This is a genomic window from Ketobacter sp., assembly GCF_003671495.1.
Classification (GTDB): Bacteria; Pseudomonadota; Gammaproteobacteria; order Pseudomonadales; family Ketobacteraceae; genus Ketobacter.
In genome coordinates, this window is sequence record NZ_RCHN01000033.1 from 26,435 (window position 1) to 39,791 (window position 13,357).

Genomic DNA, 13,357 nt, shown 5'->3' on the forward strand with positions numbered 1-13,357 from the left:
GTTAACGCTCGTGGCCGGGCACCTGCGGCAGCACCACGAACGCAAACCGGTCGACGGCCAGGGCGGGCATTCTGGTGCTGCCGGGCAGGTTGCCGATGGTGAAACGGATGCGCGTGGTGTTGATGTTCGACCAGATCAGTTCGCCCCGACCGCCATCCCCCGGCACCGTGGACGTGACCACGCCATCCACCACTCCCAGGGTTTGCGTCAGTATGTCCGGCATGCCGATGTTGAAGTCCGTCAGGAACTCATCCGGTGGCAGCACGTAGCTGATGCTCAGGGCGAATGCCAACACCGGCTCACTGAACTCAATCACCACGGACGCCGGCCCGGTATTCAGCAGGTCCCGGAAGCCCGATGCAAAGGGTTGGGTGTTGGTGGTGGTCAACGTCACCTGGATGCCGTCGAAGGTTTGCTGCCCGGTAAACGGCGACCCACTGCCAAAGTTAAACGGGTGATACTTCAGCAGATCTTCGGCCATACCGGGGCGTGGTGCCAGCAGCACAACCAACCACACCAGTCCCAACGTAAACCGAAGCCCCATCATACATCACCCTTTTCTGATAACCCCAACCTTACATCGTGCGATCAGGCTGCCTGCGCAAAGCGGCGCACCCGCCCCAGCCAACCAGCCCGCTTGGCGTCGGATGCATAGCGAACCGGGCCAAAGGAGGTGATTTTAACCGGCTTGATGCCACTGAATTCAAGTATCGTTTTGCGCATCTGGTGGTGGGCCGGACTGCAGTACACCAGTTTGAAGTACCAGGGCGGTGTATCCATGGTGGCGATAGCATGGGCGGAGCGACCGGCCAACAGCCGATCCCAAAACTGCGAGTTGTCGCGGTACTTGAACGCAAAGCCCGGCAGAAACACCCGATCAAACATGCCCTTCAGTACCGCGGGAATCGATCCCCACCAGATCGGATAAACCAGTACCAGGTGATCGGACCAGAGAATGGCTTCGCGTATGGACTCCAGCCCCGGCTCCAGGGTCTGGCGCTGCTTGTAGCCATGCCGCAGCACCGGATCAAACTCAATATCCCCCAATTTAAAATACCGAACCTGATGCCCGGCCTCTTCGGCAGCTACCGCATAGGTCTCTGCGATGGCAGCACAAAAGCTCTCGTTATCGGAGTTCCCCAGAATCAGCGCAATGTTCTTTCCCATCAGTGATGTCCTTTCATTCCATGATGTCCGTTCATAATGCAGGTCGGTGCTGGCTTGATAAAGCACTCAATGCAAAAGGCCACAGCGCATGCCGTGGCCTTTTGATGGGGGTCCGCTACCGATGCGGGGTTGCCGATCGCATCAGCCGCACTTGGAATCCCCACAGTTGAGGCAGGTCATACAGCCGTCCATATAGATCACAGCCTTGGTGGAGCACTTGCCGCACAAACTAGCCCCTTCAGGGAAGGCACTATCTTGTTCGTGCGACGCTTCAGGCTTTTTTGCCTGGGCAGTCAACTCCTGTTTTTTCTTTTCGATAAAGGCTTTCTGATGATCATCCAGATCGTTCTTCAGCAGGCCGATCATGCACATGTGGTTCTCGATGGCTTCACCGATTTCCGCCACCAGGGAGGGCATGAACTTGCCACCGCGCTTGAAGTAGCCCCCTTTGGGGTCAAACACCGCTTTCAGCTCCTCCACCAGGAAGGTGCAATCCCCCCCCTTGCGGAACACCGCTGAAATAACCCGGGTCAACGCCAGCACCCATTGGAAGTTCTCCATATTCTTCGAATTGATGAAGATCTCGAAGGGGCGGCGCTGCTCGTGCTCAGTGCCTTCGTTGAGAATGATGTCGTTGATGGTGATGTACAACGCATGATCCGACAGCGGGGTCTTGATCTTGTAGGTGGAGCCCAGCAGCATTTCCGGACGTTCCACACTTTCGTGCATCTGCACCACATTGTTTTCGGGTTTTTCCGGTTCAACGGCGGGTTGCTCCGGCTTCACCACTTCGTATCCAATGATTTTGGATTTGATTTCTTTAACCATAGGTTTTTTACCTGAATTCTCGTCTTCCATTGTATGCACCAGTGTCAGCACCAGTTATGAGCATCACCTTTCAGTTCACCTGATCAAAGCTTGCCGTAGTAGCCTTCTTTCAAGGCATCGTACAGATTGGCAGCGGTGTGCTCTTCGCCATCGTATTTGATCATCTCGTTGCCTTTGGCTTCCAGTACCGTGCCGTCTTCCAGCGTGAAACGGTAGGTGGTGGCTGCGATGTCCTTCTCTTTCACCAACACGCCCTGGAAGGCTTCCGGGTTAAAGCGGAAGGTGGTACAGCCTTTCAGCCCCTTGCGGAAGGCATACAGGTAGATGTCCTTGAACTTGTCGTATTCAAAGTCCGTGGGCACATTGATGGTTTTGGAGATGGAGGAATCCACCCACTTCTGCGCCGCCGCCTGGATATCCACGTGCTGTTCCGGAGACACATTATCGGTCGCCGTAAAGTATTCTGGCAACTGTTTGTCCGCCTCGTCGGTGAACGGCATCGCATCGCTGTTGATCAGCTCACGATACGCCAGCAGTTCATAGGAGAACACATCCACCTTCTCCTTGGACTTGCGCCCTTCCCGAATGATGTTGCGGGAGTAGTGGTGGGCAAAACTGGGCTCGATGCCGTTACTGGCATTGTTGGCAATGGACAGGGAGATGGTGCCGGTAGGGGCGATGGAGGAATGATGGGTAAAACGGGCACCCTTCTCAGCAATCTGCTCCACCAGTTCCGGCTCCGCCTGGGCCAGGCGCTGCATGTAGCGGCTGTACTTGGCGTGCAATACCTTGCCTTTGATGGTGTCACCCACCTTGAAGCCGTCCTTCTTCATTTCCGGACGCTTGCGCAGCATGGCACCGTCTACTTTAAAGTCCTGTTCCATAATCGGCGCCGGACCTTTCTCGTCCGCCAGCGCCAGGCCGGTTTCCCAACCGGTCACCGCCATGACTTTGGACACTTCTTCGGTGAATTCCACCGAATCCGGGGAACCGTACTTCATACGCAGCATGGTGAGGGTGGAACCCAGGCCCAAAAATCCCATACCATGACGACGCTTGGTGGTGATCTCGTGGCGTTGCTGGGCCAGGGGCAGGCCATTGATTTCCACCACGTTATCCAGCATGCGGGTAAAAGTGGACACCACTTTGCGGTACTCGTCCCAGTCGAAATAGGCTTTCTCGGTGAACGGGTTACGCACAAACCGGGTCAGATTCACGGAACCCAGCAGGCAGCTGCCGTATTCGGGCAGGGGCTGCTCGCCACAGGGGTTGGTGGCACGGATGTTTTCGCAGAACCAGTTGTTGTTCATCTCGTTCACCTTGTCGATGAGGATGAAGCCGGGTTCAGCAAAGTCGTAGGTGGAGGACATGATGGCGTGCCAGATCTTGCGGGCTTTCTCGTGGCCGTAGATCTTGCAGGCGGTCAGGCCTTTATCGTTGACGATGTAGCCGTCATCCGCCGGGAACTCGCGCCACACCACCTTGCTGTTGTCTTTCAGGTCCAGTTTCTTGGCGTCAGGGCTGTTGCTCTTGATGGGGAACACCAGGGGCCATTCCTCATCCTTCACCACACAGTTGATGAATTCCTCACTGATGAGCAGAGACAGGTTGAACTGACGCAGGCGGCCGTCTTCGCGCTTGGCCTTGATGAACTCCAGCACATCCGGATGGGACACATCAAAGGTGGCCATCTGGGCACCACGGCGACCACCGGCAGAGGACACTGTGAAACAGGTGCGATCGAAAATATCCATAAAGGACAGCGGACCGGAGGTCTTGGCACCGGCGCCGGACACATAGGCTCCACGGGGGCGCAGGGTGGAGAACTCATAACCGATGCCGCAACCGGCCTTCAGGGTAAGACCGGCTTCGTAGTTCTTTTCCAGAATGCCGGACATGGTGTCGTGCACGGTGCCGGATACTGTACAGTTGATGGTGGAGGTGTCGGCTTTGTAGGCCTGGGCACCGGCGTTGGACAGGATGCGGCCCGCCGGAATGGCGCCGTGACGCAGCGCCCACAGGAACTTCTCATACCATTCCGCCCGTTTGGCATCGTCCGCTTCCACGTCCGCCAGGGCGCGGGCCACCCGCTGGAATGAATGGTCGATGGAGTCGTCCACCGCGTTGCCTTCGCTGTCCTGCAGGCAGTACTTGGACCGCCAGATATCCAAGGATGCCTCCTGCAGAGGAATTTCCCTTTCAGCTTGCTTCTCTACTGGTTGATAAGATACAGCGCTCATTGCCACCTTCTTATAATTTCCCGAACAAAATGAACCCCACGCAAGCCTGAGGGAAGGCTGCGGGCCTGGATGTGTGCACTACTAGATGTTGTGGTTTCAGGATCTGGATGATCCCGGTGAACCGGTTGCGTTTTGACTTGAACTAAGTGAGTTTGTTGCCGGATGTCCCATTCGAATTCCCAAACAATCCCGAGCAGTAAAGCGATCTATCGGATGCCTCATAAATTACCACCTGATGTGACAATCTATCGATTTTATTATGCTGAGCCGTGCTGACTGCCCCTGCACGGTGCGGTTCGGCCTGCCGCCAACGACATTTTCCGGTTGACATCCCAGGTAACCCGGAAAACAAGCAAACACGCTATATCCGTCTCTCTCATGCCGCCAACCACAACATCTTGTGGTTTCGAAAAATCATTCTAGCCAGCTTTGAAAGTTTAACAACCCCCTGTTTTGAGTTTTTTTACAGAATGTAAACGGGCTGTAAGGTAAAGCTGCTAAGTCATTCAGCTATGCCGCCGCCTGAAAAGTAAGTGCACCCTAACTTAAGTCATTTTCACATTTCAAAAAATTTTTGACGGCGCCAGAGGTCCCGCCTTTGACTAAAGGATAATTGCCATTTAAATGACACGGGAGTAACGTTCACCACTATATCTTGTGTCAGGCCCTTCCTGACCGGACTGCAGAGAAACGCTAAAACCGACCGAGAACAACGACAAGAGAACGATCAGCGACAGGAGCTTCTCCTCATGTACGAAATCAAGAACCACCCGGTGGACCCCAACTACGCCCAGGACGCCAACATGAGCCTGGAACAGTACCAGGCCTGGTATAAAGAATCCCTGGAGCAACCCGACCAGTTCTGGTCCGCCCGCGCCGAACAGTTCCTCAGCTGGTTCAAGCCCTGGACCCAGGTCAACGAGTACGATTTCACAAAAGGTGAAGCCACCTGGTTCAAGGACGGCAAGCTGAACGCGGCCTACAACTGCATTGACCGTCACCTGGACCGCCGCGGCGATCAGGTGGCCATCATCTGGGAAGGCGATGACCCCAAGGAAGACGCCACCATCACCTATAAAGAGCTGCACGAGCAGGTCTGCCGCCTGGGCAATGCCCTCAAGGAACGCGGCGTCAAAAAAGGCGACCGGGTCTGCATCTATATGCCGATGATTCCCGAAGCCGCCTACGCCATGCTGGCCTGTGCCCGGATCGGTGCGGTGCATTCCGTGGTGTTCGGTGGTTTCTCACCGGAATCCCTCAAAGACCGCATCCTGGATTCCGACTGCCAGGTGCTGATCACCGCCGATGAGGGTCTGCGCGGCGGCCGCCATATTCCGCTCAAGGACAACGCCGACAAAGCCCTGGCCCACTGCCCGGATGTGCACACCTGCCTGGTGGTGAAACGCACCGGTGGCGACATTCAATGGCAGGAAAACCGTGACATCTGGTATCACGACATCACCGCCCAGGTGAGCGCGGATTGCCCGGCGGAGGAAATGGATTCGGAAGACCCTATGTTCATCCTCTACACCTCCGGCTCCACCGGCAAACCCAAGGGCGTCATGCACACCACCGCCGGCTATATGCTGGGCTCCGCCATGACCCACAAGTACATTCTGGATTACCGCGAAGGGGATATTTTCTGGTGTACCGCCGATGTGGGCTGGATCACCGGGCATTCCTATATCGTCTATGGCCCCCTGGCCAATGGCGGCACCACCCTGATGTTTGAAGGGGTACCCACCTACCCCGACGCCGGCCGCTGCTGGCAGGTGGTGGACAAGCACAAAGTGAATATCTTCTACACCGCCCCCACCGCCATCCGCGCCTTGATGAGCCAGGGCGAGGCGCCGGTGAAACAGTACAGCCGCCAGTCCATCCGCCTGCTGGGCACGGTGGGTGAACCCATCAACCCGGAAGCCTGGGAGTGGTATTACAATATCGTCGGTGATGCCCGTTGCCCCATCGTGGACACCTGGTGGCAGACGGAAACCGGTTCTGTGATGATCGCGCCCCTGCCCGGGGCCTTTACCCTCAAACCCGGCTCTGCCACCTTGCCGTTCTTTGGCATTGAACCGGCTCTGGTGGACGGTGAGGGCAACGAACTGAGCGGGGCCACCGAAGGCAACCTGATCATCAAGCGCAGCTGGCCCAGCCAGATCCGCAGCGTGTTCGGCGACCACCAGCGCTGCGTGGACACCTACTTCTCCACCTACCCCGGTGCCTATTTCACCGGCGATGGCGCCCGCCGCGATGAAGACGGCTATTACTGGATCACCGGCCGGGTGGACGACGTACTCAACGTGTCCGGCCATCGCATGGGAACGGCGGAAATTGAAAGTGCTCTGGTGCTCCATGAAGCGGTGGCGGAAGCGGCGGTGGTGGGGTATCCCCACGACATCAAAGGCCAGGGCGTTTACGCCTACGTGACCCTGATGAGCGGCATCCAGCCGACGGAAGAACTGCGCAAGGAATTGCTGGCGGTGGTATCGAAGGAAATCGGGGCCATTGCCAAACCGGACCTGATCCAGTGGGCCCCCGGCCTGCCCAAGACCCGCTCCGGCAAAATCATGCGCCGTATTCTGCGCAAGATCGCCGCCAACGAGCTGGAAAACCTGGGGGACACTTCCACCCTGGCAGATCCTTCCGTGGTCAACGACCTGATCGACAACCGGGCCAACCAGTAACGGTTCCACCACCTGCAGGGCGAAGGGTCAGCGTTTAGGCTCAACGCCCCCGCAGGTGGCGCTCCCGGTTCTCCTGCTTTTTCTCGTCGCTTTTCTTCAGCAACACATATACCGCACCGGCACCGCCATGGTGTCGTTGCGCACTGTGGAAGGCCATCACCGCCGGCAGGCAGGGCAGCCACTTGTTGACATAACTCTTGAGCAGGGCCGGCTGCTGGCTGCGATCCCCCTTGCCGTGCAGGATCATCACCGTGCGTACCCCCAGGCGGTTGCATTCCTGGATGAATTCGAACACTTCCTTGCGGGCCTGCTCCACGGTGCGGCGGTGCAGATCCAGCACCGCGTCCACGCTGTATTTGCCCAGACGTAACTTGCGGTACACCCCTTCCTGTACCCCGGGGCGTTTGAATTCGATGATGTCGTGGGGGTCCACCATGTCCACGTATTCGGTGGTCAGCAGGTTTTCATCCCGCCGCAGATGGGCACTGGCGGCTTCCCGGCGGGCCAACTGGGATTCCGTTGGTCCGTCGGTGGCAGGCCGGGTGGAAACCCGGTTGTGGACCAGGGGCGTTACCCCTTCCAACTCCTTGCTGAACAGGTCGTCGTCTTCCGGATCAAACATGGCTGGCCCCTCTGGTTCTGGCTGACGCTCTGGTTCTGGCTGACGTTCTGAATACAGATTTGGGCAACCGCTCAGGCGAATCGTTCCCGCAGGCGACCCAGCAGTTTCTGGTGAATGCCCCCAAAACCACCGTTACTCATGATCACAATATGGTCCCCCGGCTGGGCCGCCGCCGTCAACTCCGCCACCAGTTGATCAATGTCCCCGGCCAGCCGGGCCGGTACCTTGCTGGCCGCCACCACCGGCTCCAGATCCCAGTTCAACCCCGGCGGCTGGTACCACACCACCGCATCCGCCTGCTCCGCAGCGGGGGCCAGGTGTGGCTTGTGCACCCCCAGGCGCATGGTATTGGAGCGAGGCTCAATCACCGCCACAATGCGCGCACTGCCCACCTGCTTGCGCAGGCCGTCCAGGGTGCTCTTGATGGCCGTGGGGTGGTGGGCAAAATCATCATACACCGTGATGCCCTGCACCTGACCGATCACCTCCATGCGGCGCTTGACGCCACCGAACTCACACAGGGCCTGCACCCCCTGCTCCGCGGTCACCCCCGCATGGCGGGCCGCGGCAATGGCCGCCAGCGCGTTATTCACGTTGTGCAGCCCGGTCAGGCTCCAGGTCAGGGTGCCGAACCGCTGGCCCTGGAACGACACCTCGAAACAGGAACCGTCCGCCTGCAGCAGATCCGCCTGCCAGCCACCCTCACCAATGCGCTGCACCGGGGTCCAGCACCCCATGGCCAGGACCTCCGTCAGATAGGGGTCCGCCTGTGGATGAATCACCAGGCCATTGCCCGGCACCGTGCGCACCACATGATGGAACTGCTTCTGGATGGCCTTGATGTCTTCAAAAATATCCGCGTGGTCGTATTCCAGGTTATTCAGAATCAGGGTGCGGGGCAGGTAATGAACGAACTTGGAACGCTTGTCGAAGAAGGCCGAATCGTACTCATCGGCCTCGATGACGAAGAACGGATCCTGACCCAGGCGGGCAGAGACCTTGAAATTCTGGGGGATGCCGCCAATCAGGTAACCGGGCTCCAGGCCGGCCCACTCCAGAATCCAGGCCACCATGGAGGAGGTGGTGGTCTTGCCATGGGTGCCGGCCACCGCGATGACCCAGCGCCCCTGCAACACATGATCCCGAAGCCATTGCGGACCGGAGGCATAGGCCAGGCCCCGGTCCAGCACGTACTCCACCGCCGGATTGCCCCGGGACATGGCATTGCCGATGATCACCAGGTCCGGAGCCGGGTCCAGCTGGGCCGGATCATAGCCTTCGATCAGCTCGATGCCCTGCTCTTCCAGCTGGGTGCTCATGGGGGGGTAGACATTGGCATCGGAGCCGGTCACCCGGTGCCCCTGGGCTTTGGCCAACAACGCCAGGCTGCCCATGAAGGTGCCGCAGATGCCGAGAAAATGTAGGTGCATAGAGGGTCCTTTAAACGAGAGGGTCCTTTAGATACAGAGGGTCCTGAAATCAGTGTCTTATTCGGAAACGGACTGTTCCACCGACGGCGGCGATTGGGTTTGCTGCAGGGCCTCCAGGGACTCCACCGGCATAAACACGTCGCTCAGCAACAGCACAATAACCCAGATGGTGATCGACAGTAAGTTGGCCTGCAGCCGCCCCAGCCCCAGGGCCGCGCTGTAGATACGCCCTTTCACCAGAATATCCCAGATCAGCGTCAGCAGCAGGGCCACCCGGGCCCAGGTACCTTCCCCGGTATCCAGGGGCAGGGACAGGATATAGAGCTGCAATGGCACCGTGAACGCGCTCAGCAGCAGGTCTGTGCCCAGGCAGGCCGTCATGGCTTGAACGTAGCGGGCCTCCAGCCCCTTGAAGCGCAACAGGCCCCAGACCATGGCCAGCCAGGCTCCCAGCGCCACCACCATGCCCATCATCTGGTGGCCCATGTACGCCGTCTCCAGCTGGCCGATGATGGCAGCCCCCAACAGCAGTTCGGCCAGCACCAATACTGCCAGCAGGACCGGGGAATACGGCACGTCCTGCGGCCCCCTGCGGAACACACACAACTGCCAGAACAGCGTAAACAACGGTTTCAAAGCAACTCCTGATGACAAGCCCGGACTGCCCGGAACCCAATGGCGAACAACCAGCGGCAGAATACGGTGAGGCATTAAACTGTGGGCATTGTGCCAAAAGCGCCCGCCCATCAGCAACACAACATGAAACCGCTCCGCTTTTGCTATATCATGCCGCGGTTTCCAGCAGGGTTCCCAGCCAGGGCCTGCATCAGTGTCAGTCGCGGGAGAATTCATGGCCACGAAGAATGCATTCTATGCCCAATCCGGTGGAGTCACAGCGGTGATCAACGCCAGCGCCTGTGGCGTGATCGAAACCGCACGCCGGCACCCCGATCGGATCGGCCGGGTGTACGCCGGCAACAACGGCATCATCGGGGCCCTCACCGAAGACCTGATTGACACCAGCCTGGAAAGTGATGCTGCCATCGCAGCCCTCAAGCACACCCCTGGCGGGGCCTTCGGCTCGTGCCGCTACAAGCTGCGCAGCTATGAAGAGAACCGCCGGGAGTACGAACGCCTGGTGGAAGTTTTCAAGGCCCACAACATCGGCTACTTCTTCTATAACGGCGGCGGCGACTCCCAGGACACCGCCCACAAGGTCTCCCAGATTTCCGAAAAGATGGGCTACCCCATCACCTGCATCGGCATTCCCAAGACGGTGGACAACGACCTGCCCTTCACCGACTGCAGCCCGGGCTTTGGCTCGGTGGCCAAATACGTGGCCATCTCCATCCGGGAAGGGGCGCTGGACGTGGCCTCCATGTGCGAATCCTCCACCAAGATTTTTATCCTGGAAGTGATGGGTCGCCATGCCGGCTGGATTGCCGCAGCCGGTGCCCTGGCGCGCCAGGACGGCTTCCCCGCCCCCCAGATCATCGTGTTTCCGGAAGTGCCTTTCGAGCAGGAGGATTTCCTGGCCAAGGTTCAGCAATCGGTGAAGAAGGATGGCTACTGCGCCATCGTGGTATCCGAGGGCGCGCAACGGCGGGATGGCACCTTCCTGGCGGATTCCGGCGGCAAAGACGCCTTTGGCCACACCCAGCTGGGGGGCGTGGCGCCCTATCTGGCGCAACTGATCAAAAAGGAACTGGGTTACAAGTATCACTGGGCCCTGGCGGACTACCTGCAGCGGGCCGCCCGGCATATCGCCTCCGCCACCGACGTGGACCATGCCTACGCCATGGGGCAGTCAGCGGTGGAATTCGCTCTGGCCGGCAAAAACGCCATCATGCCGATTATTGTGCGCAACCCCGGCGAGGAATACAGCTGGTCAGTGGGCGAGGCTAACCTGGCAGAGGTGGCCAATGTGGAGCAGAAAATGCCGCGGGAGTTCATCAGTGACTGCGGCTTTGACGTGACCGAACCCTGCCTGAAGTATTTACAGCCGCTGATTCAGGGGGAGTCCTATCCGCCTTACCAGAATGGTATCCCCATGATCGCGCAACTGAAAAAGGTCAAAGTGGAGAAGGTGCTGAATACCCACTTCAGCATCTAGGGTGACTGCATTTGGGGTTGCCTAATTCAATGCAGGCAGGGCCTCTGTTGTGCCATACTGGTCGCCATTGATCCTTCCAAAGAGGGCGCTATTTTGGAATTCAAACCCACTGAACCGTTAATTCTGCAACTACAGAAAGTGATTCACTGGGCGGTACGCGCGCTGGCAGTTTTGATGGTGTTCGTGATCGTGATGGGCGTTATCGATGTGGGTTGGACTCTGTATCAGAAACTGATTAGCCCACCGATCTACATCCTTACCATTTCCGACATGCTGGCCACCTTTGGGGCGTTTATGGCGGTGTTGATCGCTATCGAAATATTCATCAACATCACCATTTATCTCAGAGATGATGTCATCCATGTAAAAATTGTCATGGCGACCGCCCTCATGGCAATCGCCCGAAAAATAATCATTTTGGACATGGAAAAGCTGGAGCCCTCATATCTGTATGCCATAGGCGGCATCATGCTGGCCACCAGCATTGGCTACTGGTTAATTCACAAATTACCTCGTGAAAACCACGAGGAAGAGTGAACCGGACATTACTGGCCGGTTGCAAAAACCTGCTCTCCCGTGAGGTGTTCTGCGTAGGCTTCCGGATGACGCCGCGAGTCCTGAATGGCACGCCAGGCCAGGGGAATATAACGCATCCGTTCCGGCACCAACGGGTAGAAGGTGCGCACTGACCAGGCAAACAGTTTGAACAGGCGCTGGTCGGTCTTGCTGTAACGGACGTTGAATTTGCGGCGGAAGTTCTGCGGCAGGGTGGCCACGGTGATTTTGTGCATACCCCAGCCCATGAGCGTCATCATCAGTTTGAACAGTGGCATGGGCAGCTTGCTCAATTCTTCAGGCCGCGGATAGCCGGCATAGAACTTCGGGTCCATCAGGTCTTCCAGCACCGGCCCCCACTGCAAGCGCTCCTCGATGATGTAATCGAACTGCTTCCAGTAGGCGTCTTCCGTCTGGGGAATGTATTTGTCCGGAATGCCCAGCAGGGCCCCCATACGCTTCCATTCACTGAACATCTCTGCCCGTTCCTCGCGGCTCACCGGTCGGCCGAAATATTCGTACATCCGCAGGGTGGCATCAAAGCCGGTGATGTGTACCCAGGAATAGGCTTCCGGATCCAGGGCATGGTATTTGTTGCCGTGCTGGTCCACGCCTTTAATATGGCGGTGCAGCTCGCGCAGGCGATGGCCCATTTCGATGGCTTTCTCCGGCCGGGAATACACCACCGGCCACAGCAAACGAGTGGACTCTTTGGCCCGCCCCCAGGGATCGACCTTGTATTTTTTGTCTTTGGACACCGCCACATCGATGATCGGATGCGCGGACTGCAGCACAAAGGCCTGGGGCAGCATCAGGTGGAACAGGTAGGAACCAAAGTTGCGCCAGGTATTGGAGCCCGGGCCCAATGGTTGCAAATCGGGTTTATTTTGTTTTTGTTGTACGTTGGCCGCTTGCGTCACGGTATCCTCCAAAACGCCGAGTGAGACAACGTACAAAATATGTCCAGGAATCCCTAAAATCAAGTGACTAATCGGTCACTCTTTTGGTGAAAAAGGTCAAAAGCCACCGGCAAATCCTCCCGGTCCGTTTCAACCTTTCTCAAGAAAGCTGGAATATCGTTTAGAATCAGGCGCTTAGCAAGGGGCGCAAGTACCCTTCTGTAAACTCGCGCAGGCTTTCCTCATTGGATGGGTCAATGACCCCCCTGGGGCTCAGCATCAGAGATTGGGTCAGCCGCAGCAACATTTCCGACATCATGTTGGCGTCCCCTTCCCGGATATGGCCGATTTTCTGCGCCCGCACGATCTGGTTGGTCAGATACTGGCGGGAAAAGCTCATGATCACCTCGAAATCCGTGGTGAGATAGGGCAGCACGTGATCCGGCTCGGTTTTCAACAGCCGTTGCAGCACTTCGTTGCCGTTCACCAGGCCTCCGAACTGCACAAAGGCCTCCAGCAAGGCATCCAGGGCCGAGCTGGTCTCCTGTATGGCGTTTTCGATGATCACCAGATGGCGCTGCAGCTCGCGAAAAATGACCGCCTTGAACAGCTGGTCTTTCTCGCTGAAACGGCGATACAGGGTGGCGCGCCCCATGCCGGCCCGTTTCGCCACATCTTCCATGGTGGTGCGGCGTAATCCGTATTCAATGTACAGTGATCGTGCGCTATCCAGAATCCGTTGGTTGGTGCTGTCCTCGTCCTCTTTGAGGAAGGCTTTGGGTATCTCAAGATTCACGCTAATGGGTTCCTGTTAAC

Annotated in this window: 12 protein-coding genes; 3 read left to right on the forward strand and 9 right to left on the reverse strand. The window is 57.8% G+C overall.

Going from position 1 to position 13,357, the window contains the following annotated elements; genetic code table 11:
• Position 1: 1 nt before the first annotated feature.
• From D9N14_RS15870 to D9N14_RS15885, 4 genes are all read right to left on the reverse strand, one after another.
• A complete protein-coding gene (locus D9N14_RS15870; RefSeq protein ID WP_290581489.1) occupies positions 2–544 on the reverse strand; it encodes a hypothetical protein in 543 nt (180 codons plus the stop codon).
• Between the two features lie 44 nt (positions 545–588).
• Positions 589–1,170 (reverse strand): NAD(P)H-dependent oxidoreductase, encoded by a 582-nt coding sequence (locus D9N14_RS15875; RefSeq protein ID WP_317622634.1) that lies wholly within the window; start codon positions 1,168–1,170, stop codon positions 589–591.
• A 138-nt stretch (positions 1,171–1,308) separates the two neighbouring features.
• Positions 1,309–1,995: an NrdJb gene (locus D9N14_RS15880; RefSeq protein ID WP_290581492.1), complete on the reverse strand. Its 687-nt coding sequence runs from the start codon at positions 1,993–1,995 to the stop codon at positions 1,309–1,311.
• 83 nt (positions 1,996–2,078) lie between these two features.
• Positions 2,079–4,235, reverse strand: a complete 2,157-nt coding sequence (locus D9N14_RS15885; protein ID WP_290581494.1) for an adenosylcobalamin-dependent ribonucleoside-diphosphate reductase — start codon at positions 4,233–4,235, stop codon at positions 2,079–2,081.
• Between the two features lie 749 nt (positions 4,236–4,984).
• Here D9N14_RS15885 and acs point away from each other — a divergent pair.
• A complete protein-coding gene (acs, locus tag D9N14_RS15890) occupies positions 4,985–6,922 on the forward strand; it encodes an acetate--CoA ligase (RefSeq protein ID WP_290581496.1) in 1,938 nt (645 codons plus the stop codon).
• Between the two features lie 40 nt (positions 6,923–6,962).
• Here acs and smrA read toward each other — a convergent pair whose 3' ends face one another.
• The 3 genes from smrA to D9N14_RS15905 all read right to left on the reverse strand — a co-directional run bounded on the left by smrA (position 6,963) and on the right by D9N14_RS15905 (position 9,610).
• Positions 6,963–7,544: a DNA endonuclease SmrA gene (gene smrA, locus D9N14_RS15895; protein ID WP_290581498.1), complete on the reverse strand. Its 582-nt coding sequence runs from the start codon at positions 7,542–7,544 to the stop codon at positions 6,963–6,965.
• A 71-nt stretch (positions 7,545–7,615) separates the two neighbouring features.
• Positions 7,616–8,974 carry a UDP-N-acetylmuramate:L-alanyl-gamma-D-glutamyl-meso-diaminopimelate ligase gene (gene mpl, locus D9N14_RS15900; RefSeq protein WP_290581500.1) on the reverse strand — a complete coding sequence of 453 codons (1,359 nt, stop codon included), beginning with the start codon at positions 8,972–8,974 and terminating at the stop codon, positions 7,616–7,618.
• Positions 8,975–9,031: 57 nt separating this feature from the next.
• On the reverse strand, positions 9,032–9,610 hold the full coding sequence (locus tag D9N14_RS15905) for a hypothetical protein (RefSeq protein ID WP_290581502.1): 579 nt from the start codon (positions 9,608–9,610) through the stop codon (positions 9,032–9,034).
• A gap of 214 nt (positions 9,611–9,824) precedes the next feature.
• On the opposite strand from D9N14_RS15905, the gene D9N14_RS15910 reads away from it, so the two are divergent.
• Both D9N14_RS15910 and D9N14_RS15915 read left to right on the forward strand, forming a co-directional pair.
• Positions 9,825–11,087: a 6-phosphofructokinase gene (locus D9N14_RS15910; protein WP_290581504.1), complete on the forward strand. Its 1,263-nt coding sequence runs from the start codon at positions 9,825–9,827 to the stop codon at positions 11,085–11,087.
• A 93-nt stretch (positions 11,088–11,180) separates the two neighbouring features.
• Positions 11,181–11,624 carry a phosphate-starvation-inducible PsiE family protein gene (locus D9N14_RS15915; RefSeq protein ID WP_290581506.1) on the forward strand — a complete coding sequence of 148 codons (444 nt, stop codon included), beginning with the start codon at positions 11,181–11,183 and terminating at the stop codon, positions 11,622–11,624.
• Positions 11,625–11,632: 8 nt separating this feature from the next.
• Here the strand turns inward: D9N14_RS15915 and D9N14_RS15920 are convergent, their stop codons facing one another.
• Entirely contained in the window at positions 11,633–12,562 is a 930-nt protein-coding gene (locus D9N14_RS15920) for an oxygenase MpaB family protein (RefSeq protein ID WP_290581508.1), read from the reverse strand.
• A gap of 166 nt (positions 12,563–12,728) precedes the next feature.
• Positions 12,729–13,337: a TetR/AcrR family transcriptional regulator gene (locus D9N14_RS15925; RefSeq protein ID WP_290581509.1), complete on the reverse strand. Its 609-nt coding sequence runs from the start codon at positions 13,335–13,337 to the stop codon at positions 12,729–12,731.
• Between the last annotated feature and the right edge of the window lie 20 nt (positions 13,338–13,357).